The 26268-nt window shown below is 61.2% G+C and carries 23 protein-coding genes; 11 read left to right on the top strand and 12 right to left on the bottom strand.

All coding sequences use genetic code 11. The features are described 5' to 3' along the window. The first annotated feature begins 7 nt into the window (after positions 1-7). The 6 genes from J4E08_RS16615 to J4E08_RS16640 all read left to right on the top strand — a co-directional run bounded on the left by J4E08_RS16615 (position 8) and on the right by J4E08_RS16640 (position 8581). Positions 8-1645, top strand: a complete 1638-nt coding sequence (locus J4E08_RS16615; RefSeq protein WP_349539457.1) for an aminotransferase class V-fold PLP-dependent enzyme — start codon at positions 8-10, stop codon at positions 1643-1645. Then, entirely contained in the window at positions 1642-2943 is a 1302-nt protein-coding gene (locus tag J4E08_RS16620; protein WP_349539458.1) for an NAD(P)/FAD-dependent oxidoreductase, read from the top strand. Before J4E08_RS16615 ends, J4E08_RS16620 begins: the two co-directional genes overlap by 4 nt. Before the next feature lie 11 nt (positions 2944-2954). Further along, a complete protein-coding gene (locus J4E08_RS16625; protein ID WP_349539459.1) occupies positions 2955-3464 on the top strand; it encodes an L-2-amino-thiazoline-4-carboxylic acid hydrolase in 510 nt (169 codons plus the stop codon). Positions 3465-3467: 3 nt separating this feature from the next. After that, on the top strand, positions 3468-4646 hold the full coding sequence (locus J4E08_RS16630; protein ID WP_349539460.1) for a M20 aminoacylase family protein: 1179 nt from the start codon (positions 3468-3470) through the stop codon (positions 4644-4646). 729 nt (positions 4647-5375) lie between these two features. After that, positions 5376-6869 carry a BCCT family transporter gene (locus J4E08_RS16635; protein WP_349539461.1) on the top strand — a complete coding sequence of 498 codons (1494 nt, stop codon included), beginning with the start codon at positions 5376-5378 and terminating at the stop codon, positions 6867-6869. Positions 6870-7066: 197 nt separating this feature from the next. After that, positions 7067-8581: a YifB family Mg chelatase-like AAA ATPase gene (locus tag J4E08_RS16640; RefSeq protein ID WP_349539462.1), complete on the top strand. Its 1515-nt coding sequence runs from the start codon at positions 7067-7069 to the stop codon at positions 8579-8581. On the opposite strand, the gene J4E08_RS16645 is transcribed toward J4E08_RS16640, so the two are convergent. The 4 genes from J4E08_RS16645 to rsmI all read right to left on the bottom strand — a co-directional run bounded on the left by J4E08_RS16645 (position 8551) and on the right by rsmI (position 11908). Beyond that, positions 8551-9447: an alpha/beta hydrolase gene (locus tag J4E08_RS16645; RefSeq protein WP_349539463.1), complete on the bottom strand. Its 897-nt coding sequence runs from the start codon at positions 9445-9447 to the stop codon at positions 8551-8553. The genes J4E08_RS16640 and J4E08_RS16645 overlap by 31 nt on opposite strands. Continuing rightward, positions 9444-10379: a glutathione synthase gene (gene gshB / locus J4E08_RS16650; RefSeq protein WP_349539464.1), complete on the bottom strand. Its 936-nt coding sequence runs from the start codon at positions 10377-10379 to the stop codon at positions 9444-9446. Before gshB ends, J4E08_RS16645 begins: the two co-directional genes overlap by 4 nt. A gap of 88 nt (positions 10380-10467) precedes the next feature. Next, entirely contained in the window at positions 10468-10863 is a 396-nt protein-coding gene (locus tag J4E08_RS16655) for a YraN family protein (RefSeq protein WP_349539465.1), read from the bottom strand. Between the two features lie 136 nt (positions 10864-10999). After that, positions 11000-11908: a 16S rRNA (cytidine(1402)-2'-O)-methyltransferase gene (rsmI, locus tag J4E08_RS16660; RefSeq protein WP_349539466.1), complete on the bottom strand. Its 909-nt coding sequence runs from the start codon at positions 11906-11908 to the stop codon at positions 11000-11002. A 75-nt stretch (positions 11909-11983) separates the two neighbouring features. Between rsmI and J4E08_RS16665 the strand changes: the two genes are divergently transcribed. From J4E08_RS16665 to murJ, 3 genes are all read left to right on the top strand, one after another. After that, the gene (locus J4E08_RS16665; RefSeq protein ID WP_349539467.1) at positions 11984-13177 is read left to right on the top strand and encodes a penicillin-binding protein activator; all 1194 of its coding nucleotides are present in this window, start codon (positions 11984-11986) and stop codon (positions 13175-13177) included. Then, entirely contained in the window at positions 13137-15944 is a 2808-nt protein-coding gene (locus J4E08_RS16670) for a [protein-PII] uridylyltransferase (RefSeq protein WP_502949288.1), read from the top strand. Before J4E08_RS16665 ends, J4E08_RS16670 begins: the two co-directional genes overlap by 41 nt. Positions 15945-16055: 111 nt before the next feature. Beyond that, a complete protein-coding gene (gene murJ, locus J4E08_RS16675; RefSeq protein ID WP_349539468.1) occupies positions 16056-17609 on the top strand; it encodes a murein biosynthesis integral membrane protein MurJ in 1554 nt (517 codons plus the stop codon). A 235-nt stretch (positions 17610-17844) separates the two neighbouring features. On the opposite strand, the gene J4E08_RS16680 is transcribed toward murJ, so the two are convergent. Further along, complete coding sequence (locus J4E08_RS16680; protein ID WP_349539469.1) at positions 17845-18543, bottom strand: rhomboid family intramembrane serine protease; 699 nt, start codon at positions 18541-18543, stop codon at positions 17845-17847. 78 nt (positions 18544-18621) lie between these two features. Between J4E08_RS16680 and trpS the strand changes: the two genes are divergently transcribed. Then, the gene (trpS, locus tag J4E08_RS16685; RefSeq protein ID WP_349539470.1) at positions 18622-19650 is read left to right on the top strand and encodes a tryptophan--tRNA ligase; all 1029 of its coding nucleotides are present in this window, start codon (positions 18622-18624) and stop codon (positions 19648-19650) included. Positions 19651-19825: 175 nt separating this feature from the next. Here trpS and J4E08_RS16690 read toward each other — a convergent pair whose 3' ends face one another. The 4 genes from J4E08_RS16690 to ruvC all read right to left on the bottom strand — a co-directional run bounded on the left by J4E08_RS16690 (position 19826) and on the right by ruvC (position 22798). Next, positions 19826-20458 carry a hypothetical protein gene (locus J4E08_RS16690; RefSeq protein ID WP_349539534.1) on the bottom strand — a complete coding sequence of 211 codons (633 nt, stop codon included), beginning with the start codon at positions 20456-20458 and terminating at the stop codon, positions 19826-19828. A gap of 88 nt (positions 20459-20546) precedes the next feature. Next, positions 20547-21587: a Holliday junction branch migration DNA helicase RuvB gene (ruvB, locus tag J4E08_RS16695; protein WP_349539471.1), complete on the bottom strand. Its 1041-nt coding sequence runs from the start codon at positions 21585-21587 to the stop codon at positions 20547-20549. A gap of 39 nt (positions 21588-21626) precedes the next feature. Further along, positions 21627-22310, bottom strand: a complete 684-nt coding sequence (ruvA, locus tag J4E08_RS16700) for a Holliday junction branch migration protein RuvA (protein ID WP_349539472.1) — start codon at positions 22308-22310, stop codon at positions 21627-21629. Then, on the bottom strand, positions 22307-22798 hold the full coding sequence (ruvC, locus tag J4E08_RS16705) for a crossover junction endodeoxyribonuclease RuvC (RefSeq protein ID WP_183966836.1): 492 nt from the start codon (positions 22796-22798) through the stop codon (positions 22307-22309). Before ruvC ends, ruvA begins: the two co-directional genes overlap by 4 nt. A 321-nt stretch (positions 22799-23119) precedes the next feature. On the opposite strand from ruvC, the gene J4E08_RS16710 reads away from it, so the two are divergent. After that, positions 23120-23356: a DUF1127 domain-containing protein gene (locus tag J4E08_RS16710; protein WP_349539473.1), complete on the top strand. Its 237-nt coding sequence runs from the start codon at positions 23120-23122 to the stop codon at positions 23354-23356. 105 nt (positions 23357-23461) lie between these two features. Here J4E08_RS16710 and J4E08_RS16715 read toward each other — a convergent pair whose 3' ends face one another. The 3 genes from J4E08_RS16715 to J4E08_RS16725 all read right to left on the bottom strand — a co-directional run bounded on the left by J4E08_RS16715 (position 23462) and on the right by J4E08_RS16725 (position 26091). Beyond that, positions 23462-23815 carry a hypothetical protein gene (locus tag J4E08_RS16715; RefSeq protein WP_349539474.1) on the bottom strand — a complete coding sequence of 118 codons (354 nt, stop codon included), beginning with the start codon at positions 23813-23815 and terminating at the stop codon, positions 23462-23464. A 113-nt stretch (positions 23816-23928) separates the two neighbouring features. Then, complete coding sequence (locus J4E08_RS16720) at positions 23929-24795, bottom strand: 50S ribosomal protein L11 methyltransferase (RefSeq protein ID WP_349539475.1); 867 nt, start codon at positions 24793-24795, stop codon at positions 23929-23931. A 66-nt stretch (positions 24796-24861) separates the two neighbouring features. Continuing rightward, positions 24862-26091, bottom strand: a complete 1230-nt coding sequence (locus tag J4E08_RS16725) for an MFS transporter (protein ID WP_349539476.1) — start codon at positions 26089-26091, stop codon at positions 24862-24864. Between the last annotated feature and the right edge of the window lie 177 nt (positions 26092-26268).

Consider the following 26268-nt stretch of genomic DNA (forward strand, 5'->3'; position numbering starts at 1 on the left):
ACCACCGATGACCATTCAGTTCGACACCATCCGTACGGCCATTATTGGTGAGGGCACGGCAATTCCCGGGCCATTCGGGCCCCGCGCATTGATCTATGCTGATTACGTCGCCTCGGGGCGGTCCATCAGCTTTATCGAGGACGCAATCCGCAAGCATGTGCTGCCGTTCTACGGCAACACGCATACCGAAACATCGTTTACCGGTCGGCGGTCCACGCAACTGCGCGAACTGGCGCGGGACACTGTGCGCAAGGCTGTCAGCGCGGACGCAAACCACGCCGTCATCTTTACAGGCTCGGGCGCCACCGGTGCGGCAGACAAGCTTGTCCGGGCGTTGTCCATGCAGGGGCTGGACGCCACCTCGGTCGTGTTTGTCGGCCCTTACGAACACCACTCGAACGATCTGATCTGGCGTGAAAGCGGGGCTCAGATCGTGCGCATTCCGCTCAACGACGAGGGCGGTGTCTGCCTGACGACATTGGAAAGCGCCCTGAAACAGCACGCGGATGCGCCCGTGAAAATCGCGGCCTTTTCGGCGGCCTCCAACGTCACCGGGGTACGCACCGATCTGCGCGCCATTGCCCGGCTTGTACATGAAGAGGGCGGCTGGTGCGTGGCGGATTTCGCGGCGGCTGCCCCCTATATCCCGGTGCGTTTGAGCGCATCGAGCGACGGCGCGAACGACCGTATTGATGCGGCGTTTCTGTCACCGCACAAATTCCCCGGCGGCCCCGGGGCGTCGGGCCTGCTGATCGCCGACCGCCGTATGCTGGACAGCCTGCGCCCCACCATCAGCGGCGGCGGCACCGTGTCCTATGTGACCGCGCTGCGCCACAACTACGTCTCTGACCCCGAACGCCGCGAGGAAGCCGGGACCCCGTCGATCGTCGAAAACATACGCGCCGGTATGGTTTTGCAACTCAAGGCGGACATGGACGAGGATGAGGTCGAACGCCGCGAGCAGGCCATGACCAACCGATTGGAAACCGCCCTGCGCGCCATTCCGGGGGTCGAGATCCTCGGGCCTCAGAATGTGCCGCGCATCGGCGTGTTTTCGTTCAACATCCGGGTCGCGGGCAAGCTGCTGCACCACAACTATGTGGTTGCGCTGCTGAACGATCTGTTTGGCATACAGGCGCGCGGTGGATGCTCTTGCGCCGGTCCCTACGGGCATGCGCTGCTGGGCATTGATGACGAAACCTCTGAATGCCACGAACGCGCCGTCGAACAGGGACACTCTGCCTTTCGTCCCGGCTGGGCGCGCCTGGGGGTGAACTGGTTCTTTGACGACAGCGATACAGACCGGATCGCGGCGGCACTGGCGCTGATCGCTGAACACGGTCTCGATTTGCTGGCCTACTACCGTCTGGATCTGACCGCAGGCGTCTGGCGCGCCCAACGCACCGTCGAGGACAAAGCGGCGGCTTCGCTATCGGACCTGTGGACATTGCAGGAGAGCGCACAGGACACCCCGCCAACATTCGAGGCGTGCCTGACCTATGCCCGCGATCTGGCAGATGCGGCGGCCGACCTGCCCCCCGCGCCGATCACGGACCTTTTGCCCGAAGAAGAAGCCCTGCGCTGGTTCTGGATGCCCCACGACACGGTCCCGCCCGCGCAACCCGACCTGGAGCCAGCCCATTGACAGACGTCGCATTTCCACCTTCGCTATGGGCCGCCACAGCCCCACACCGCCCCCCCGCGCCACCGCTGGGCGGCACGGCTGAAACCGACGTGGCCGTGATCGGCGGCGGCTTTACAGGTCTTTCGGCCGCTATCGAAGTTGCCCGTAACGGCGGATCAGTCACTGTCCTTGAAGGCAAGGCCGTGGGCTGGGGCGCGTCGGGGCGCAACAATGGGCAGGTCATTCCAATCCTCACCGCCGCAGAGCCCGCGGCCTGGATCAAACGCTACGGTGCTGCTGGCGAACGCATGGTCCAGCTGATCGGCAATTCGGCAAACATACTGTTCGACCTGGTCCGTGAATTCGACATGAAAGCCGAAGCGGAACAAGCTGGCTGGTTCCAGCCCGCCCACAGTCCGGGGCGTGTGAAGCTGTGTCAGTCACGGGTCGATACATGGCAACGCCACGGCTTTCCCGCCGAATTCAAAACTGCCGAAGAAACCCGCGACATTCTGGGTAGCGATTTCTGGTATGGCGGCATGTTCAACCCGACGGGCGGCCATATCAACCCGCTGGCGCTGGCGCGCGCGATGGCCAAAACGGCAGAAGATCTGGGCGCAACGATCCACGAAAACTCACCTGTCATCCGATACGAGCGGGTTGGCGCACAGTGGGTGATCCGCACGGCCACCGGCACACTGAAGGCGCGCGCCCTGATCCTGGCCACCAATGCCTACACAGGTGAACTGGTGCCCTCATTGGCGCCGCGACTGGCGAAATCCATCATTCCGGTGTTGAGCTGGCAAATGGCGACGCAGCCCATTGGCGACAACTTGCGCCGCAGCCTGTTGCCGGGCCGGCAAGCGGTGTCCGACACCCGCGGCGACCTGCGCTTTTTCCGCTATGATGCGCGCAACCGGCTGATCACGGGGGGCGCAGTCATAGGCAGCTATGACGTAGCAAACCGCGTCCGGGCCAAGGCCGCCCGCAGTCTGGGCGAGGCGTTCCCCGAACTTGGCACGCCCGAGATGACCCACGTCTGGTCCGGCTACATCGGCATGAACTGGGACCGTTTCCCACGCATTCACCGGCTTGGCACCGACGGCTGGGCATGGATCGGCTGCAATGGGCGCGGCGTGGCCTTTGGCACGGCATTGGGCCGCGAGCTCGCCCGGGCGGCCACCGGAACGGACGAAAACGAGCTGGCCTTGCCCGTCACCGAACCGCGCCCCTTCCCCGTTCACAGCATCGCTCGTCGTGTTGCACCAACCTACCTCGCCTGGTTGAAACGCAAAGACCTGAGCGAACCCAAACTATAAGGACTTGCCTCATGACAACTGACACAAACACCTCTGACGGACTGGACGTGAACAGCGTGCCGATCCTGATGCGCCGCAAAATCGAGGCGATGATCCTGAAGCACGTTCTGGACGTCATAACCGACCGAACCGACCGCGCCGAGGCCGAAGCCGTTATTGGCGAAACATGCTCCCGGTCGGCGATCGAACAGGGCAAACAGCTTGCCGAGGCTTTGGGCCACGCGCCGGACCTGACGGATTTTGCAGCAATCCAGCCGAACTGGACGCGTGAGGACGCGTTGCGGATCGAAACACTGGAAGCCTCCGAAGAGGCGCTGGATTTCAACGTCACCCGCTGCCGCTATTCGGAGATGTACAAGGACATGGGGCTGGGCGACATCGGCCACCTGTTGTCGTGCAACCGCGATGGTGATTTCTGCATCGGCTATAACCCCGACATGGAGATGACGCGCACTCAGACCATCATGAAGGGCGCAAGCTACTGTGATTTCCGCTACCGCATGAAAAACAAGGACGCTTGAGCCATGGCCGTTGAAAACTGGGTCGCCAAACAAGTTGAATCGTTGACCGCCTTCCGCCGCGATCTACACCAGAATCCCGAACTGCTGTATGATGTGACCCGCACTGCGGCCACCGTCGCCGAAGCATTGCGCGCCGCAGGTGTGGACGAAGTGGTCGAAGGCATCGGGCGCACCGGTGTCGTGGGTGTTATTCGCGGACAGACCAACACATCAGGCCGAACGATCGGCCTGCGGGCGGACATGGACGCCCTGCCGATCGTCGAAGCCACGGGCAAGCCCTGGGCATCGCAGGTCGATGGCATGATGCACGCCTGCGGCCACGACGGGCACACCACCATGCTGCTGGGCGCCGCCCGCCAGCTGGTCGAAAGTCGCGCGTTTGATGGCACCGTGATCGTCATCTTCCAACCCGCCGAAGAAGGCGGTGCAGGCGCGAAAGCAATGATCGACGACGGCTTGTTCACCCGCTGGCCCTGCGATGAGGTCTACGGCATGCACAATCGCCCCAACCTCCCTGTTGGAGAGTTCACCATAGCGTCAGGCCCGATCATGGGGTCGGTCGACGAGGTGCGCATCACCATCGAAGGTCGCGGCGGCCACGCCGCACGCCCGGACAGCACCATCGACACGTTCCCGATTGCGGCGGCGTTGATTCAGGCGATCCAGACCATCACCTCGCGCACCATTGATCCGATGGACAACGCTGTGGTGTCGCTCTGCACGATCCACGCAGGCAATGCGTTTAACGTGATCCCGCAAAAGATCGAGATCACGGGCACGGTGCGCACCCTGCGCGAAGAGGTTCGCACGCATATCGAAGCACAACTGGCCGCGCTGGTGCCACAGATTGCGGCGGGCTTTGGTGCAACTGGAACGCTCGATTATATCCGGATGTATCCGGTCACCGTGAACCACGAACGTGAAACCGAACTGGCCGCCAAAGCCGCGCAAGAGGTGGCAGGCATGTCGAACGTCTCGCTCGATATGCCACCGGTTCTGGGCGGCGAGGATTTCTCGTTCATGTTGAACGAAGTGCCGGGAGCGATGATCAATGTCGGCAATGGTCCCTCTGCGGGCCTGCACCATCCTGAATATGACTTCAACGACGATGTCATTGCCTGGGGCTGCTCGTACTGGACCACGCTCGTGCGCCAACGGCTGCCGATCAGCTCTGAAACATAACGATAACGACCTGCCCAACCGGCGTGGGCGCATGACCGCGTCGGTTGGGCGTTTAGTTGCCTTGCCACAACACCCATGGGACCTGGCACCGAAATCCGAGGCATTTGCTCCCAAGCTATAAGTGTGCGTTTCGTTCTAAAAACTGAGAAAATCGCACACTTCGCCGAAACCGCCCGCGCATGGATCTGCGCGGGCGGCAAACGGTCTTCATCGCACCAATGCAATCTTGGAACATCCGCTCCTGCGGCAGTTGCACCGCGAGGTTCCCGCCCGCCATGCGGATTGCGACGCATTCGGCTGCCAAAGAATGGGCGAGGGCCGGCGGGTCGGACTTCGCCATTCAGCCCGAGGCCCGGATCATGATTGACAGATCGCGACACGACGCCATGTCAGGCCAGACAGCGCTCTGATGGGTAGCCTCCACCAAAGTAACAAAAGCACCGCACCGTAGACGAGAAGCCGACCACCCACTGGCATTGAAACTGGAACAATGCCGTGGAGTCAGGTCAGTCATGCATTGACAACCAACAGGCGCTTTCGTTACGCGGCAGCCTAGACTCGAGCCCTCCAGCTCACCGCCGGGCGCTTGCCGCCTCCCCTTCGGGTGCCATGTCGCCCATAGAACCTGCGTCCACGGCAAGAATGCCGGACGAGCGCCTGCACGACCTCCCCCGAAAGGACGATATGCCTGACAGACAAAGTCCCTCCCTCCGGGAGCGGAGCCTCGACGTGCCACTGGTCGTACTGACCGGCGGTTTCATTGTAGCATTCTGCACCTTCGCGCTTTTCGATATCGAGCAGCTTTCCGTCTGGATCGACGCAGCGTTCGCTTTTTCGGCCCGCTGGTTCGGGCTTTACTGGCAGGTACTGCTGCTGGCGACGTTCCTCATTGGCATCGGCCTGTGCCTCATGCCTGGGGCGCGCCATAAGATGGGGGACCTCGAAGCGCCCGAGTTTTCGACCTTCCAGTGGGGAGCGATGATCATGTGTACGCTGCTCGGCGGCGGCGGCGTCTTCTGGGCGGCCGGCGAACCCATCGCGCATTATCTCTCGACCCCGCCGCTTTTCGGCGACCTCTCCGGTGATCCGGATGCGCGGGCTCATGCCGCGTTGGCACAGGCGTTTTTGCATTGGGGTTTCCCCGGCTGGGCCATCCTCGGTGCCTTGGCGACGATACTGCTGTCGCATTACCACCATGACCGCGGACTGTCCCTTGCGCCGCGCACGCTGCTTTTTCCCGTCTTTGGCGACCGGGTGATCCACGGCCCGCTGGGCACCCTCGTCGATGCATTCAGCATCATTTCCGTGGTTGCCGGAACCGTTGGGCCGATTGGCTTTCTCGGGCTGCAGGTCAGCTACGGACTGGACGCGCTGTTTGGGATTCCGGACACCTTTACGACGCAGGCAGTCGTGGTGCTGGGGCTCGTTTCGATCTACTCGATCTCGGCCGTCACCGGGCTGTCAAAAGGCATACGGATTCTGTCGCAGTTCAACATAGGTCTGGTTTTCGTGCTGCTGGTCTTCATGCTGGTGGTGGGCCCCACGTCGGCGATCTTCGCCAACTTCGCGGGCGGCTTCACCACGTATATCGAAAACTTCTTTGCCATGTCGCTATTTCGTGGCGAGGCCGGTGCCTTCGGCGACAGTGCCTGGCTTGGCTGGTGGACAATCTTCTTCTGGGGCTGGTTTATCGGGTATGGCCCGTTGATGGCGATCTTCATCGCGCGGATCAGCCGGGGCCGGTCAATTCGATCCATGATCCTGATGCTCTCCATCGTGGCACCTGTGGTCACCAACTTCTGGTTCTCCATTATCGGCGGCTCTGGCATCATTTTCGAGCAGATGGATCCCGGCGTCATCTCCGCGCCCTTCGAAGGGCTGAACCTGCCGGCTGGCCTGCTGGCGACCACTCAGGCTTTCCCCTTTGGAACAGCACTGTCGATTGCGTTCCTTGTGCTGACGGTGGCATTCGTTGCGACCACGGGTGACTCCATGAGTTACGTCGTCGCGCAAACCATGTCTCAAGGGGAGCCACGTGTCTGGCTGCGCGCGTTCTGGGGGATCGCCATGGGCATCATGGCGGTGATCCTCGTCTCCATCGGCTCCGGCGGTGTCAGCAAGCTACAGAGCTTCATCGTGGTCACGGCCGTGCCGGTCTCTCTGACAATGCTGCCAACGCTCTGGGACGCACCGCGCATCGTTTGGCAACTGGGGCGGCGCTGAAGATTTTGGCGCCACACCATATCCGTTTTAGACGCCTCTCGGCCAGTGTCACGGGGCGACGGTTCACGGCTCCACCGTCAGAAACACAGTTGCCACTCAGGGGGCGGAGCTTCTACGCATCGACACGGCTAAATATAAGTTAATCGAAAAGTAACCATGCATACCCACAGTCTGCGGAACATACATCTGGGACACTCATGGTTGCCACTGCACACACAGTTGCGTTTGAAGGCGTCGAAGCCAGACCGGTCGAGGTCCAATGCGCCGTGACCCCTGGGGTTCCGGCGTTTTCCATCGTCGGCCTGCCTAACAAAGCCGTATCGGAGGCGCGCGACCGTGTGCGCACCGCACTTACCTCGCTGTCCATCGCTTTGCCCTCCAAACGGATCACAATTAACCTATCACCGGCCGATTTGCCAAAAGAGGGGTCGCACTTTGACCTTCCCATCGCATTGGGCCTGCTTGCAGCGCTGGACATCATCCCGCCTGATGCAGTCTCTCGCACCTTGGCCTTGGGAGAGCTTTCGCTTGACGGGACCCTCGTGCCTGTCCTTGGCGCGCTGCCCGCCGCGATGACCGCCGCGGCGGAGGATCGCGCCCTGATTTGCCCTCAGGCCTCTGGCCGAGAGGCCGCTTGGGTCGGAGCCTGCAACGTGCTCGGCGCCTCAAGCCTGCTTGATATCATTAAGCATTTCACAGGTCAGTGCATCCTCGAACCTGCCCAGCCCGGTGAAATCACACAAGGTACAACTCACCGCGATCTGCGCGATGTAAAAGGTCAGGAGCGTGCCAAACGCGCCATGGAAATCGCCGCTGCTGGCCGCCATCACCTTATGATGGTGGGCCCGCCTGGCGCAGGGAAGTCCATGCTTTCCGGACGCATGCCGGGGCTGCTGCCCCCGCTAACCCCGTCGGAGGCTTTGGAGACATCAATCATCCATTCCATAGCCGGTTTATTGACAGATGGAGGCATCTCCCGGACCCGTCCGTTTCGTGAACCGCATCACACCGCGTCCATGGCCGCGTTGATCGGCGGCGGACGTGGCGCCAAGCCGGGCGAGATCAGTCTGGCCCACAACGGCGTATTGTTCATGGACGAGCTTCCCGAGTTCCCGCGACCTGTTCTGGAAACGTTGCGGCAACCTGTTGAGACTGGTGAAGTCATGGTCGCCCGCGCGAATGCGCACATCCGTTACCCTTGCCGGTTTCTCATGATGGCTGCGGCAAATCCGTGCCGCTGCGGGCACTTGGCCGATGCCAACCGCGCTTGCTCCAAAGCGCCCCTGTGTGGCGAAGACTACTTGGCCCGCATCTCCGGGCCGCTGATGGATCGCTTTGATTTGCGCATAGAAGTTCCCGCCGTCGGCTACAGCGACCTCAATTTACCCGCATCCGGCGACACATCCGCCGAAATTGCCCAACGCGTCGCCCGCGCACGGGCGGTTCAAGATGCACGCTTCGCCACATCGCCGCATATGCGCACCAACGCCGACGCAGAAGGCAGTGTCCTTGAACAGATTGCCGCGCTGGACAGCGGAACACGCGATCTTATGATCCGGGCCGCAGACAGATTTTGCCTATCCGCGCGCGGCTATTACCGGATTCTTCGTGTGGCCCGCACCATCGCTGATCTTGCCGGATCGGAAAACGTCGAAAGGCCACATGTCGCGGAGGCCCTGAGCTACCGGCTGTTCTCCGCAAAGGACTCCTGAACAAACTGCGCCGCGTGTTTCAACGTCTCAGTCCCTTCTGGCACCCAACCCTGGAAAAGAGGCCAGACATGGGGTGCACTGGAATGCACCTCCGTTTGCACATCGGCCCCTTCATCCCGCAAACGAGTGGCCATGCGTGCCCCGTCGTCCCGCAAAATTTCAGTTTCCGACCATGCAATCCAGACCGGCGGACAATCCGGAAACGCAGCATACAGCGCCGAGGCGCGCGGATCACACGGGTCGGCGCCGTCCAAGACGATCTCTGCCAATTCGTGAATGCGCTCCGGTGGCAGGATCGGGTCCTGTTGAGCATTTTCCGTCAATGATTCACCGGTCAACGCCAGATCGGTCCAGGGAGAAAACGTAAATACACCCGAGGGGGCTTCTCCGCGCTGGCAAAGCTGCGACAGAAGACAAAGTGCCAAACCACCGCCCGCAGAGTCTCCGCCCAACACGATGTCTTCGGGTTTGTATCCCAGATGTCTCAAGCGCTCCCAGGCGGACATCGCCGCATCAATTTGGGCCGGAAACGGCGCTTCTTGCGTGAGTGGGTAACGCAGCGCACAGACCTCGATGCCCGCGTCGCAGGACAAGGCGCCAAGCATCGCGCTGTGCGTCAAAGGGCTGCCTGAAATGAAGCCCCCGCCGTGAAAATACAGCACAACACGGTCTGGGCGGCAACTGCCGCAGCAAATCCAGTATAATCCTCCGGCCCGTTCCAGAATGCGCAGATACGGAGGCGCGATTGCCAGCTTCGACGAAAGCTCGACCGACTTTTGCGCTTCCTCAGGCGTCCGCGTTCGGCCGATGCGCGGCCGCGTGAACAGCCGCAACTGCGCGTTCAGCAGTTGCAGCTGCCAGCTCATGCGACTTTGGCCTCTATCGCTTGCCAGATCATCTCGGCGACGTTGATGCCGTCAAAACGTTCAAGCTCCTGAATCCCGGTGGGCGACGTAACGTTGATCTCTGTCAGCCAGTCGCCAATGACGTCGATACCGACAAAAATCTGCCCGTTGTCACGCAACGTGGGGCCAATTGCGGCGCAGATTTCCAGATCTCTCTCCGTGAGCTCAACCTTCTCAGGGCGACCGCCCACATGCATGTTGGACCGCACTTCGCCCTCTGCTGGCACGCGATTGATCGCACCAACGGGCTTGCCATCAACGAGGATCACCCGTTTGTCGCCTTTGGTCACGTCGGGCAAATATTTCTGCACAATCAAAGGCTCACGAGAAAACCCCGTGAACAATTCATGCAAGGAGCTCAGATTGCGGTCGTCTTGCGTAAGACGGAAGACACCTGCGCCGCCGTTGCCATAGAGAGGTTTTAGAATGATATCCCCATGTTTGACCCGGAAGCGTTTGATGGCCTCCAGGTCTCGCGCGATCATGGTCGGCGGCGTGAAGCCCTCAAAGCCGAGAACCAGCAGCTTTTCTGGGAAATTGCGGACCCAGAAGGGGTCGTTTACCACCAGTGCCTTGCCCTTCAAACGTTCTAGCAAATGAGTTGTGGTTATGTAGTGCATGTCGAATGGCGGATCTTGCCGCAGCCAGATCACGTCCATGTCCGCAAGGTCTAGAGTCACGCGCTCCCCGAGAATCGCCGGTGCCTCAGCCACGCGCTGAACTTTCATCCAGTGTCCCGTGGCGGTGATCCGCCCTTCGTCAAAGGCCAATTGGTCTGGCCCATAGTAAAACAACTCATGCCCGCGTGCCTGCGCCTCCTCGGCGAGGCGGAACGTGCTATCTGCATTGATGTTGACCCCGTTGATCGAGTCCATCTGAAAAGCAATCTTCATGCGCATCCCCTGAAGAAATCCGGTACGATTTCGTCACATAGATGGCGCATCATGGCGGCAGAGGCAATGCAGCCCCCCTGTGCGAAGCTTAGCAATCGACGAAGGCATTTTCGATTATGCGCAACTCGCCGTAGCTGTTGACCAATGCTACATCAAAGCGGACGTCGGTAAGCGCGCCCCTTGGCTGCGTTCCGATGTATTCTTCGGCGGCCGTCTGCAATCGACCAATCTGCTTTGTCGAGAGCCGATCCAGCGCCTGGTCGAACGAACGGCTTTTCTTGACTTCAACGAAGACCAGTCCTTCACCGTCACGGGCGATCAGGTCGATTTCCCCGCCTTGGCCGCGCCAGCGATGACGTGCAATCGGAAACCCACGTCGTTCATAATCTTGCGCGACACAAAGCTCAGCCGCTGCGCCTGCCGCATGGCCGATCAATCCCTTTGATTGCCGCTGTGTCAGGGGTTTGGTGCGCGGTCTTTCCAAAATGTCAGGCGATTGGGCCGAACTGTGACGTGCGGGCTCCGCCAATGGCGACGTCCATTCAAAGAGAGACAGCTGTCTGGAGTCCACCTTTGTCCCTGTTCTACGCACTGTAACCCCCTCGGTTGGCCCTTGTAAGTCAATCACCCTCGCGACTTTCGGACAGCCGCATTGCCATTTGGTATACCGGCCTGCGCTTGAAACCGTAGCGCGCCGCCACGTAATCCGCAGCGTCGCGCACAGACATCGTCTGAAGCGCAAGGTTCACGACTTGTTCTAAGTCAATTTCCTTACCAGAGTCTGAATCACCCTTGCCCACGACCACGACGATCTCGCCTTTCGGCGGGTTTTGCGTATAGTGCTCTGCCAATTCCGCCAGGCTTCCGCGCCGCACCTCTTCGAACTTCTTGGTTAACTCCCGACACACGGCCGCCGGACGGTCCCCCAAGCGGGATGCGGCCTCGGTCAGCATCGCCCCCAGTCGCTTTGGCGACTCGTAGAACACCAGGGTTGCAGGCACCGCCACCAGTTCATCCAGGACCTTGCGTCGCGGACCGCCCGCATTGGGAAGAAAACCCGCAAACAGGAACCGGTCCGTCGGAAGGCCCGCCAAGGTCAGCGCCATGATCGCGGCAGATGCCCCCGGCGCGCTGGTGACTGCGCCCCCCTCTTCGACAACGGCGCGGCCCAGGTCGAAACCGGGGTCCGACACCATGGGCGTGCCTGCTTCGGACGCATAAGCCACAGACTTGCCAGCAGCGATGTCCGCCAGCAGACGTGGCCTCATCCGGTCGCCGTTGTGGTCGTGATAGGCGACCAGCGGCCGATCACCTAGCGTCACCCCATGCAGGTCCATCAGGCGACGCAGCGACCGGGTATCCTCTGCCGCCAAAACGTCCGCGTCGCGCAGAATATCCAATGCCCGCAAAGTGATATCCCGCGCATTCCCGATCGGAACCGCCACAAGGTACAGCCCTGCGGACAACGTGTTCGGCGCGCCGCCCCCGCCAAAATCCGCCTTCTCAGGATTAGTCGCTGGTCCCGCCATTCTGTCCGCCCTATGATTGCACGAAACCCTTGCGGGCCATTCACCCCGCAAGACACAAATGACGAGGGAGTCCCCATGTTCACCGTTTTGCCCCGCCTTCGCAAGGCGATGCGACCGCTTGCCGCTCTGACAGCCGCCGGCATTCTTGCCGCCTGTGATCCCATCACCACTGCAGGCTTGGGTGGCGCGTCTTCCAATGCAGGCGGTGCAGCGATCCAGGTCGGCGCGCCCGTTCCTGTGGCTTTGCTGGTGCCCAAGTCCGACAGCGGCGCCGCGCCGGTCGCCAATTCGCTCGAAAACGCCGCACGTTTGGCGATGGCAGAGCTGGACGGGGTCGAAATCGACCTGCGCGTCTATGATACCTCCGGACAGGCGGCGCAGGCCGCGTCCGTGGCGCAACAAGCGGTTGATGACGGTGCCAAGATCATTCTCGGCCCGCTCTTCTCCGAGGCGGCCAACGCTGCCGGGGCCGCTGTGGCCGATGAAAATGTGAACGTGTTGAGCTTTTCCAACACCACGGCGATTGCGGGTGGAAACGTCTTCATCCTCGGCCCGACCTTTGCGAACACGGCAGATCGACTGATGGCGCATGCCCGCAAGCAAGGCAAAAAGCGCATTGTTGTGGTGTATTCCGACGATGTCCCCGGCCAGTTTGGCAAGCTCGCCATTGAGCAAGCCGCCACGGTGAACGGCATTCAGGTCGTGTCCTCTGAGGGTTACCAGCTCTCCGTGCCCGGCGTATCTGCCGTGGCGCAAAAGGCCGCCGCCGCCGTCAGCTCCGGTCAGGCGGATTCGATTTTCATCACCACGGACGCCACCAACGCCGCGATGCCGATGCTGCTGAACCAACTGCCCGAGAACGGCGTGACGCCCGGCCAGGTGCAGTACGTCGGGCTGACCCGTTGGGATGTGCGCCCCGATCTGTTCACCCTGCCCGGTGCCGAGGGCGCATGGTTTGCGATCCCCGACGTGCAGCGTCAGGACGCGTTCAACCAGCGTTACGCCTCCAAATATGGGACTGCGCCGCACCCGCTCGCGGGGCTTGCCTATGACGGGATTTCCGCCATCGGTATGTTGGCAAAGCGTGGGAAGTCCGACGCATTGACAGGAAAAAGCCTCACCTCTGCTGGATTTACTGGGACCGGCGGTGTATTCCGCCTGTTGAACAATGGCGTCAACCAGCGCGCGCTGGCGGTGGCCTCGATCCAGAACAACCAGATGGTGATCCTTGACCCTGCCCCCAGCAGCCTATCCGGAACCGGTTTCTGAGCCAGACTCAAACGTCCTGCCGGCGGATTTGATTGCGCCGGCAGCCGATATATTTGACGTGCCGGCAATACGGGCCGACCTGTTTTCCGCCCTGAAGCCCGGCGCGTCAGAATCCGAGGTGCGAAAGGCCACCGTGGCGCACCTGTCCAGCGCGGCTGACCGCGGCCGCAAGGTCATCCAGGCCGCCTTCGAGCAGGAGCCCTTTGGCTCGCGTCGCACTACCCGCTCGTACACCTGGCTGACCGATGGGATTGTCACCCTCGCGTTCGAAGTCGCCACACAGGTTATACATCCCAAATACAATCCGACCGAAGGCGAACGGCTGTCCGTTGTGGCCGTCGGCGGATATGGCCGGGGTGAAATGGCGCCGTTTTCCGACGTCGATCTGCTTTTTCTGACCCCCTACAAGATCACCGCCTGGGCCGAGAGCGTCATTGAATCGATGCTCTACATCATGTGGGATCTGAAACTGAAAGTGGGCCACGCCTCCCGCACCGTGCGCGATTGCGTGCGCTTGGGAGGAGAAGACTACACGATCCGCACCGCCATGCTCGAAGCCCGTCACCTGACCGGCAACATCGACCTGTACGAAGAACTGGAAGAGACGCTCTGGACACAGCTCTTCGAAGGCACGGCACGCGATTTCGTCGCCGCCAAGCTCGAAGAGCGGGATTTGCGCCATGACAAGCAAGGCCAGCGATACATGGTCGAACCCAACGTCAAGGAGGGCAAGGGCGGGCTGCGCGATCTGCAGTCGCTGTTCTGGATCATCAAATACGTGCACCACACCGAAGATGTGGGACAACTGGTTGGCAAGGGTGTGTTTCTGCCCGAAGAATACGAGACCTTTGTGCAGGCCGAGCGGTTTTTATGGGCCGTCCGCATTCACCTGCACATGATCTCGAAACGCGCAGTGGAGCAGCTGTCCTTTGACACGCAGCCCGACATCGCGGCCCGCATGGGCTACAATGATCGCAGTGGCCGCCGCGCCGTCGAATGGTTCATGCAGGACTACTTCCGTCACGCCACGGCAGTAGGAGACCTCACCCGGATCCTGCTGACCTCACTGGAGGCCGACCACACCAAAGGTCCGCCGCTGCTCAAACGGATCTTTTCGCGCACGCCGGACACCGCCAGCGGCTACACTGTCACCCATGGGCGTCTGGCCATTCAGGACGATGAGCGTTTTCTGAACCAAAAACTGAACCTTCTGCGCATCTTTGAAGAAGCATTGCGCACGGAGCTTCTGATCCATCCCGATGCCATGCGTCTGGTGAAGGCAAATCTGCACCTGATCGACAAGGACATGCGCCAAGATCCAGCCGCGCAGGAGCTGTTTCTCGACCTGTTGCTGAACCACGGCAACCCGGAACGCGCCTTGCGCAGGATGAGTGAACTGGGCGTCCTTGCAGCATTCCTGCCGGAGTTTGCCCCCATCGTGGCGATGATGCAGTTCAACATGTACCATCACTATACGGTGGATGAGCACACCATCCAATGCATCTGGCACCTGTCCGAGATTGAGAACAATCAGCTCGAAGAAGATCTGCCCGTCGCGTCGACCATTATGGCCGAAGGGGTCAACCGGCGTATTCTTTATATCGCGCTCCTGCTGCACGACATCGGCAAGGGGCGCGACGAAGACCATGCCATCCTGGGCGCTCGCATCGCCCGCACCGTCTGCCCGCGCCTTGGCCTGACCAAGGAGGAATCCGAGACCGTGGAATGGCTGGTCCGCTATCACTTGCTGATGTCGGACATGGCTCAGAAACGCGACATCGCCGACCCACGCACCGTGCGCGACTTTGCCAAGGCGGTGAAGACCCGCGAACGGCTCGATCTGCTGGCCGTACTAACCGTTTGCGATATTCGCGGCGTGGGCCCCGGCGTCTGGAACAACTGGAAAGCCGCGCTGCTGCGGGGGCTCTACCGGCAAACACGCCGTGCGCTCGAAGGCGGGATGGAAGACCTCAACCGCGAAAACCGTGGTGCCGAGGCGAAGAAAGCGCTGCGCGACGCGCTGTCCGAATGGTCCGCAGCCGAAGTGGCCCGCGAAACCACACGCCATTACGAACCCTATTGGCAGGGGCTGCATGTCACGGGCCACGTCATCATTGCCAAGCTCCTGCGCGAGCTGAGCAACGACGAGATCGGCATGGACATCCATCTGGACGAGGACCGCGATGCGACCCGCGTGGCCTTTGCCCTTCAGGACCATCCCGGCATCTTCTCGCGGCTGACCGGCGCGCTGGCGCTGGTCGGTGCGAATGTCGTGGATGCGCGTACCTTCACCACACGCGATGGGTATGCGGTGGCCATGTTCTGGATTCAGGATGGCGAAGGCACCCCTTACGACAACACGCGCATTCCGCGTCTGCGTCAGATGATCCTCAAGACGCTCAAGGGCGAAATCGTCGCCCGCGAAGCCATCAAACCGAAGGACAAGCTGAAGAAGCGCGAGAAGGCGTTCAAGGTACCGACGCATATCACCTTCGACAACGATGGCTCCGAGATCTTCACGATCATCGAAGTCGACACCCGCGACCGGGCAGGGTTGCTCTATGACGTGACCCGGACACTGGCGCATCAGAACATCTACATCGCCTCTGCCGTCATCGCGACCTACGGCGAGCAGGTGGTCGATACCTTCTATGTGAAAGACATGTTCGGATTGAAACTTCACAGTCAGGCCAAGCGTGACCTGATCGAGAAGAAGCTGCGACTGGCCCTGGCCGAGGGGTCGCAGCGCGCCTACGAAACCGGCTGACGCCTGCGCGGATTCTGCACCATGTCTCTGCCACCTCTGCACAGCACTGGGGTGGCAGAGACCTTTTCTATCGGCTAAGCCGCAGTGCAGACCTCGGAGCGCGTTACGCCCATGAAACCCATACGTTTAATCACCGGCATCCTCACCGTTGGCTTCTGGACCCTCGCCAGCCGTTTTCTGGGGCTGGCGCGCGACATCCTCATCGCCACAATGATCGGCCCCGGCCCGCTGATGGACGCCTTTGTCGCGGCCTTCCGCCTGCCGAACATGTTTCGCCGCTTCTTTGCCGAAGGCGCTTTCAACGCCGCTTTCGTGCCAATGTACTCCAAAAAGGTCGAAGCCGAAGAAGACCCCCAAAAGTTCGCGCGTGATGCGTTCAACGGGCTGGCCTTGGTGTTGCTGATGCTCACGGGCCTTGCACTTGTGTTCATGCCAGTCCTTGTCTGGGCCACGGCAGGCGGGTTTGCAGGCGATGAGAGGTTCGACCTGACGATTGCTTTTGGGCGTGTGACCTTTCCCTACATCCTGTTGATTTCTTTGGCGGCGCTGTTTTCCGGCGCGCTGAACGCCATGGGCCGGTTTGCCGCCGCCGCCGCCGCGCCGGTGCTGCTGAACATTTTCATCGTGACGGCTTTAGTCCTTGGCCCTCGCTATTTGGGGGGCGACGCGATCTGGTGGCTGATCTGGTGCATCCCTTTGGGGGGTGTGGCGCAACTGGTTCTGGTCTGGATCGCGGCAGAGCGCGCGGGGTTGAAGATCCGACCGGGCCGTCCTCGTCTGACCTCGGACATCAAGCGCCTCACCCGCATTGCCATTCCCGCTGCGTTGGCAGGTGGTGTGATGCAGGTAAACCTTCTGGTGGGACAGCAGGTGGCCTCTCATTTCGACAAGGCCGTGAGCTGGCTGTTCAACGCCGATCGTCTGTACCAGCTGCCGCTGGGCGTGGTGGGCATCGCCATCGGCATCGTGCTGCTGCCCGACCTCTCGCGCCGTCTGAAGGCCGAGGATCACGCAGGCGGGCGTATGGCATTTTCCCGCGCGGGAGAGCTGAGCCTTGCCTTGACCGTGCCCTGCGCCGTGGCGCTGGTGGTCATCCCTTACCCGCTGGTATCTGTTTTGTTTGAACATGGTCGCACCGGGCCGGAGGACGCCCGCGCCATGTCGCTCGCCGTGGCGATATACGGCTTGGGCCTGCCGGCCTTTGTGCTGCAAAAGGTGTTGCAACCGCTGTACTTCGCGCGCGAAGACACGCGCTCGCCCTTCCGCTACGCGGTTTGGTCCATGGCGGTGAACGCGGTGGCGGCCGTCGGTCTCGCCCCAGTGATTGGTTGGATTGCGCCGGCCATCGCCACGACGCTGGCGGGGTGGACGATGGTCCTGCAACTGGCATTCGGGGCGCGGCGCATGGGCGACGTGGCGCGATTTGACGCCCGGTTTTACAGCCGCCTGCTGCGCATCCTCGCCGCCTGTGCCGTGATGGGCGCGGCGCTCTACGGCGGGCAAGTCGTGATGCAACCTTGGCTCGCGCAGCCTGTGGCCCGCGTTCCGGCATTGCTCGCTCTGATCGCGCTAGGAAGCGTGGTCTACGGTCTGGCGGGCCAATTGCTTGGCGCCTTCAGCCTGTCCGAGATCAAGAGCATCGTTCGCCGGCGCAGCGCCTCATGACCAAGGCGCTGCCAACCGGAGCGGCGGCGGGTACAGCGCTGGGAGACAGCGCCCGGCACAAGACGATTTTTCGCTTTCCACAACTCTGATCCCGCGGCGCGGGTATGGCGCCTCGCAGCAGGCAGCCGGGCAAATGCCACACGCGCGCCGCGGATCATCGGCACGATGCCCGCTTGCGAGCCACCAAGAGCGGCGCGTGCATATCATCGCGTCCGCCCGATACGCTGAACAGACGTTACCGCCGCAGTCGATCCCGCAAACGCGTCAGCCCACCGGGCACCAGCACCACCGCCAACCCGAATCCGGCAACAAAGCCCGCCAGATCCGCGATCCACGTGTCATCACCGCCGAACAGAAAGCCGAACACCAACCGGATCCCCATCAGCATCCCGATCAACGCAAATGCGCGGATCTGGGGCGCGCCGCTCTGCCCCAGCTTAAGCCAGAGCAGGTAGGAAAACCCTCCGATGAGACCAAAGGCCGACGGATAGGCCCCCACCAGCCAGGGATCGTTGCTCAGCAGGCCAAAGGCCAGGGCGCCGAAAATCGCGCTCACCACGTAGATCGTCACAAAAACGAACGGCCCCATGGCCTCCGCCACGACCTTTCCCATGGCCAGAACGAACACCATGGCAAATACACCGTTGTAGAATGCCCCGCTGAGAAAGGCGTAAGACACAAAACGGATCAGATGTTCCGGCGGCCATGTTCCATTGTCGACCATCCAATCGAATAGCCGCCCCGAAAAACCGAAGCGTTCGATATATTCCAGACGCAGTCCGACGGCATCCCGGCCGCCGATCAGCCCCATCTCGGACAGGGAAAAAACCGCTTCGATGCCCAACAGCACCAGAAACAAGGCCACCACGACAGGGGGCACGGGATTTACGGGCGCCTCGTTGATCGGGCGGAACGGGTCGTTAGGGTCGCTCATGGGGGCCTCTTCCTTGACGGTCCTCTGCGCCCTCGGTAAGCCACCTGCGTTGACAATGCCACCACGGAGACACCCGATATGACCGAAGGTCAGACCAATGCCGCCTTCACCCCGCGCGTGTTCTCGGGCATCCAGCCTTCGGGCGGGCTGACCTTGGGCAATTACCTTGGCGCGCTGAAGCGTTTCGCCGACAGCCAGGACAGCGGCGTGCAGTCCGTGTTTTGCATGGTCGACATGCATGCGATCACCGTCTGGCAAGATCCGGCCAAGCTGCGCAACGCCACGCGTGAGCTCTGCGCGGGCTTTATCGCCTCCGGTGTCGATCCGGAAAAATCGATCCTGTTCAACCAAAGCGCCGTGTCCGGCCACGCCGAATTGGCTTGGGTGTTCAACTGCGTCGCCCGCATGGGATGGATGCAGCGCATGACCCAGTGGAAGGACAAGGCGGGCAAGAACCAGCAGAACGCCTCGCTGGGTCTGTTTGCCTATCCGGCGCTGATGGCTGCCGACATTCTGTTGTATCAGGCCACGCATGTGCCCGTGGGCGAGGATCAGAAGCAACACGTCGAACTGACCCGCGACATCGCGATCAAGTTCAACCACGACTACGGCGTCGACTTCTTTCCGGTCCCGGAACCCGTGATCGAAGGCACGGCAACGCGGGTCATGTCCCTGCGCGACGGGTCAAAGAAGATGTCGAAATCCGACCCGTCGGATATGTCGCGCATCAACCTGACCGATGACGCCGACACCATCGCCGGCAAGATCCGCAAAGCGCGCACAGATCCCGATGCCCTGCCGTCTGAGGCGGAGGGTCTCGAACGCCGGGCAGAGGCGCGCAACCTTGTGAACATCTATGCCGCTCTGAATGGCCAGACGCAGGCAGAGGTGTTGGCAGATGTGGGCGGCAAGCAGTTCTCCGAGTTCAAGCCGATGCTGGCCGATCTGGCCGTGGCAAAACTGTCCCCGATTTCAGGAGAGATGGCGCGCCTTATGGAATCCCCGGAGGAGATTGACGCCATCCTGCGCCGCGGTGCTGACCGCGCCCGCGAGATCGCCAATCCGGTCATGGCCAAGACGCTCGAAATCGTTGGCATGGTGCGTTGAACAGAGCATGGGGCGCGCCGCAACGGTTGCGCCCCTTTTTGTCTCCAAGCTGGCCATGCCGCTAAAGGCTCCAAACCACGCAGATGACCGCCTGGAAAGGCAACGGGCAAGTGCCGGTGAACCTGTCGTGAGAGCGTGAGGTCTTAACAAACACTCAAGTCGCGCACACTCTGCCTCACGAGCGTGGGGCCTCCGCGGTAGCACGAGCAAAAATTCGCAGCGCGTGACTGTTATCCTGCGCCACCGGGGGCAAGATCGGATCATACGCTGCTTGGAGGACCGACGCGATTTCTGACCGCAGCACGATTGTCTCGCCCACACGCGCAAGCGGTGAGCGCTCTGCAAAAGCCGTATCAGACCAGACCAACATGCTCTGCACTGCCTGACCGAGGGCCAGCGCCTCCGCGGACATCTCGGCCAGCTCACCGTCTATGCGCAAGAAGACAAAACACGCCTTCACCGACCCATTGGTGTCGAACCTGAACGTGCGGTGTTGATGCGCTCCCGCGTCCTCCAGACGGTCCACCAGGGCGGGCAACCCATCCACCAAACGGTCAAGATCCGGCACATCGCGCAACTCCGCCCAATCGCGGACGAAAAACATCATCAGATTGGTGCCAAGTTCAGGGTCGTGCTCGGTCATCTTGTGGCCCGTCAGGGCGCAGACGGCCTCGAACGCGCCTTTGACCACGGAGAGTGTCTCATCCGCCACACCGAACACGATCGGTGCCAAGGGTCGCCCCCAACGCGCACAGAAATACTGGCCGTCAGAGCGGGTGAACAAGGCTGAGATATCCTCAGGCGTCAAAGCTGCGGTGTCTTCGTTCAAAATCTCGCCCTCGTCGATGCTGTGGGTCGGCTTGGTACACCGCGCGGCAACGGCGCTCAACCCGGCTTCAGCCGTCAAACAGTGTGCCCTGCCCCGGCTCCTGCGCGCGTGGCGGGTTCAGACCCAGATGCTGCCACGCCGATTGCGTCAGCATCCGGCCACGCGGCGTCCGCTGGATCAGGCCCTGTTGCAGCAGGTAGGGCTCCACCACCTCCTCCAGCGCATCACGGCTTTCGGACAGTGCCGCCGACAGCGTTTCAATGCCCACAGGCCCGCCAAGGTAACTCTCCGCGATCAGCGTCAGATAGCGCCTGTCCGCACCGTCCAGGCCCTTGGCGTCCACACCCAAGCGGGTCAAAGACGAATCCGCCAGCGCACGGCTGACCACACCGCCGCCCTCGACCACGGCAAAGTCGACGACCCGCCGCAGCAAACGTCCGGCGATCCGGGGCGTGCCACGGGCGCGCCGCGCGATTTCCAACGCGCCATCGCCCTCGATCTTGACGCCCAGCTTGCGCGCATTTCCGGCAACGATGGTCTCAAGCTCTTGGATCGTATAGAAATTCAACCGCGTCGGGATGCCAAAGCGGTCCCGCAAAGGCGTTGTCAGCAACCCCAGTCGCGTCGTCGCCCCCACCAGCGTAAATGGCTGCAATTCGATCCGAACCGTCCGCGCAGCCGGCCCTTCACCGATCACAAGGTCGAGCTCGAAATCCTCCATCGCGGGATACAGCACCTCCTCGACAGCGGCATTCATGCGGTGAATTTCGTCGATGAAGAGCACGTCGTTGCGTTCGAGGTTGGTCAGGATCGCGGCCAGATCACCGGCCTTGGCCAATACCGGGCCGGAGGTCATGCGAAAGCCGACCCCCAGTTCCCGCGCCATGATCTGCGCCAGCGTGGTCTTCCCCAAACCCGGCGGGCCATGGAACAGCGTGTGGTCCATCGCCTCGGCCCTTTGGCGCGCAGACGCGATAAAAACCCGCAGGTTCGACCGCGCCTCTGCCTGACCGATGAAGTCGTCCAGCATCTGAGGCCGCAGCGCGCGGTCCAGCCCGCCTTGTTCGTCGTCCATCGGCTCGGGCCGCAAAGTTGGATCAGGCTCCATGAGCTTCCCTTGTCCGTCGGGTGAGTGTCACGCCCACCTCTATCCCTTTGGGGCCAGCAGCTTCAACGCCGCGCGGATCAAACCGGCAGTATCGGCCTCCGGCGCCTCACCCGCAGCCTGAGCCACCGCCCCTGCCGCTTCGCCCGGTGCATATCCAAGGTTGCCCAAGGCGGACAGCGCCTCAGCCTGAGCAGAGGCCGACATCTGCACCGCCGTTGCTGCAGGGGATGGCACGGGATCGATCACATGATCCGCATCGGAGGCATCGACCTTGGCAGCACTGGCAGCGCCTGCCTCAATCCCCGCGCCCATGGCCATGACGGCAGGGGCCTTGTCCCTGAGTTCATTGACCACCCGTTGCGCGGTCTTGGGGCCTATGCCCTTGGCCGCCTTGACCGTATTCCAGTCACCCAAGGCAATGGCGCGCGACACCCCGTCCGCCCCGACCGCCGACAGAATCGCCAGCGATGCTTTCGCCCCGACCCCTTGCACGGACAACAGCAGCCGGAACCATTCCTTTTCCACCAACGAGGGGAAGCCAAAAAGCTGCAACAAATCTTCGCGCACCAACATGTCGGTGAACAGCGCTGCTGCCTCTCCTGCGCGGCCCAAAGAGGCCAGCACACGGTCGGTGCAATAGACGACATAGCCCACGCCGCGCACATCGATCAGCACATGATCGTCTCCCTTGTAGACGATCACTCCGGCAATCCGTCCAATCATGATGCTTTCACTTTCATTCGTTGAGTGCCCGACTGATGCGCGTGGCAAATGGCGATGGCCAGCGCATCCGCCGCATCCGGCCCCGCCAGCTTACACCCCGGAAGCTGCATCATGACCATATGCTGCACCTGCTTTTTGTCCGCATGGCCCACTCCGACCACAGTCTTTTTCACTTGGTTCGGGGCGTATTCCCCGACGGACAGACCAAACTGCGCCGGCACCAACAGCGCAACGCCGCGCGCCTGCCCCAGTTTCAGCGTGCCGACCGCATCCTTGTTCACGAAAGTCTTTTCGATGGCCGCTTCTTCCGGTGCGTATTTCTGGAAAACCCGCGTCAACTGGCCGTGCAGCGACAGCAGCCGCAGTGCCAGATCGGTGCCTTCCGAATCGCAAACCCCGTTCGCCACATGCCGCAAGCGGCTGCCATCCACGTCAATCACGCCCCATCCGAGGTGTCGCAACCCCGGATCAATGCCCAAAACCCGCATACCTGCCCACTCTTGTTGTTTTGCGGTCACGGGTAGCACGAAACACGAACAAACACCAAGGTTAATACAAGAGGGGTGAAAAGCGACGTTCTACCGACTGCGCGCGACATCTGGCCGGGACTGAGGTTTGAAATCGCACATCGGCGGCTTGTAAACGACACGTCATCAAGCGGAATTTATCTAAACTTTACAGACAATTGATGCATTTTTAAGCTATGCAAAAAACGCATCCGTAATATGCAGAAATGGCGGCTTGCTCGGACGCCATGCACAAATTACGTGCGGTTTGTAAACATGCCTCCCTCTTTTGAAAGCACAACAATGGCAACCTTCAACACCAACACTCCGTCCCACGCAGATTACCGCATCGGCACGTTCTTCAATTCCGCACTTGGCCTGTACGGCACGCTGAACGAAACCCGTGTTGCACGCAAAAGCATGTTCGCACGCTGGAAAGATGCCCGCGCGACACGCAAGATCCTGTCCGCCCTGTCTGATCGCGAACTTGACGACATCGGCCTGGCGCGCAGTGACATCGATTCCGTCTCGCGTCGGTAATTCGATGTTAAACTCCACTGGCAAAAGGCCGCGCCTCGGATCAGAGACGCGGCCTTTTTTCATGGAAGCTCACCTTGGCGCTGCTCCGCAAACCAGCCCCAAATGTCAGTGTCGGGAAACACCAAGAGAGACAATGCTGGAAAGCTGCGCGGTGATTGGATCGATCTGCATGAACCATGCGCCTGCACGCTCATACGCGGTGCCCTGCGACAAGCTCGCCACATGGCCGTTGTACGCTTCCGCGCCCAGACCGGTCAGCAAAAGCACCTTGAACCCGACAAACAGAACCGCGGTCCAGAGGATGATTTTCAGCGAGACCCTGGAGGTCTTCTTGTCAGGCACCTGAACGAAGTTCCCGGTGCGTTTGTCCAACTTTGTGACATAGCCATGCGCCATCCGCGCATGCTTGCGACGAACGGACTCTTGGCGACGATGGTAACTGCTGAGAGCATCTTGCATGGCAGCCTCGTTAAAAAAACCGGCCCCCACCGATGAACACATTTCTACCCAAAGATTGCGGCGGAATTGCGGCATCTGCCCCTGATTTTACGCAAATTAGCCGTTAACCAGTCTTATTTGCGCAGCAGCAGTGTCACCCAATCGCCAATCACACCGCGCCGGACTTCGGAAATGCCCTGCTCCGCATAGGCCGCGACCACGTCGTCTGCCTGACGGGTCAGGATGCCGGAGAGAATCATGTAGCCGCCGTCGCTCACATGTGCCTTCATCGAGGGCGCCAGATCAATCAGCGGCTGCTTCAGGATATTGGCAAAAACCAGATCAAACGGCGCGCGCTCATGCAGGGCATCGTTTTCAAAGCCCGCGGCTTCGACGCAGATCACCTTGTCGGTCAGGTTGTTGGCACGGACGTTGGCCTCGGCCACCTCGACGGCCACCTCGTCAATGTCGGATACAATCACCGGGTTCGGCCAGATGCGCGCAGCCCCCATGCCCAGAACTGCGGTTCCGCAACCGATATCCGCCACATTTTGACCGACGAATCCCTCGCTGGCCAGCGAATCCAATGCCTCAAGGCAACCCTGCGTGGTGCCGTGGTGTCCGGTACCAAAGGCCATGGCGGCCTCGATCAACAGCGGTTCCGACCCTTCGGGGATCTTGTCTTCGTCGTGGCTGCCATAAACAAAGAAGCGGCCCGCCACGACCGGCGTCAGCTCACGGCGCACTTTGTCCACCCAATCCGTGTCAGGCACCTCGGAGACGACGAAAGGCTTTGCGCCAAATGCAGCCGCCAACAGCGCCAGCTCGACCTCGTTCGGGGTCTCGATAAAGTAGCCGCCCACTTCCCATGTGCCGGAGTCATCCTCGATCTCGAAGACGCCAACCCCTGTGGGTTCCGGCTCCAGCTCTTCCATGGCCTCGCCCAGCGCCTCGGCGCGGTCTTTGTCGTTAAGCGTGGTAAAGGCGGTCCAAGTGGGCATCGGGGTCTCTCCGTAAGGCGTTGCGACGCGCATACACCAGCTTGGCGGCACACGCCAGAAGGCGCGTTATTCCGCAGGCGTCGGCATCAGGGCCGAAAACCGCGTCTCGTTGCCGGGCTCCGGGTGGCGCGGGATCATTAGCGCCAGCACCAGTGAGATCAGCGCAAATCCGGTCGCCATGCCAAAAACCGCTCCGGGCGACACAAGCCACAGATATCCAAGGCCCGCAGGCAGGAACACAGCCGCGATGTGGTTGATGGTAAAGGCAACTGCGGCGGTGGGGGCGATATCTCCGGGGTCGGCGATCTTCTGGAAATAGGTTTTCAGCGCCAGCGCCATGGCAAAAAACAAATGATCCACCACATATAGCGTCGCCGCCAGAGCCACCCCCCAGCCGAACCAGTAGATTCCGCCATACAGCGCGAACACCACGGCCAGCCCGACATATTCGAACACGAGCGTGTTGCGCTCCCCGAATTTGAACACGGCCCGGCCAAAAACCGGTGCGATCACGATATTCGCAACGAGGTTTACCAGGTACAGCGCCGTGACTTCGTGCACGTCAAAGCCGAAGCGTTCGACCATCATGAACCCGGCAAAGACAACAAAGATCTGCCGCCGCGCGCCCGCCATGAATTGCAGCGCGTAATAGAGCCAGTACCGGCGGCGCAGGAGAAACTTTTTCACCTGCGGGTTGGGGCTTTCAAACTGCGGAAAAACGGCTGCGCAGTAACCCACGATGATCAGGGTCAGCCCGCCGGACGCCATGAACACCGTGTCATAGCTCAGGTCCAGCGTCTCCCACGTCAGAACGATCACCCCGTAGGACAGCAACGTCGCGGCAGAACCCGCGGCGATCAGCCAGCCCAGCATCTGCGGCGCGCGTTCCTTGGTCAGCCATTGCAGCTGCAGGGACTGGTTTACCGTTTCGTAATAGTGAAAGCCGATCGACGACAAAAGCGTCACCATCAGCAGCCCGCCCATGGTGGGAAACCATGCGGTGACCGCTGTCGCCACGCCCAAAAGCGCCAGCGACACCAACGCCAGAACCTGCTCTCGCATCACCATGATGACCAAGATCACACCAATGGCGAGAAAGCCCGGGATCTCGCGCACCGTATGCAACCAGCCGATGTCGGACCCATCGAACTGCGCCACCTCGATGACAAAGTTGTTCAGCAGAGCCGACCACGTGGCAAAGCTCAGCGGCATGGCAATCGCCATGAGAAACAGCAGCGTGATCGGACGCCGCCAGATCGGCAGCGTATGGGCTTCGGCAATGGAGATCGGTTTCATGCCTATGCCCTTAGCGGCGCAAACGCGACTTGGCGAGAAAATTTACATGCGCAAGGCATCAAAGTTGGTGTCGGTTCAGGAAAGGCGATAGACATGCACACATTCGCATCTGACTGATCTGAGTCAAATCACATCGCCACGGCTTCTGGCACAAGCGCGCATACATCGCTTGAAAGG

It is taken from the genome of Sagittula sp. NFXS13 (assembly GCF_040148795.1).
GTDB classification, from domain to species: Bacteria; Pseudomonadota; Alphaproteobacteria; order Rhodobacterales; family Rhodobacteraceae; genus Sagittula; species Sagittula marina.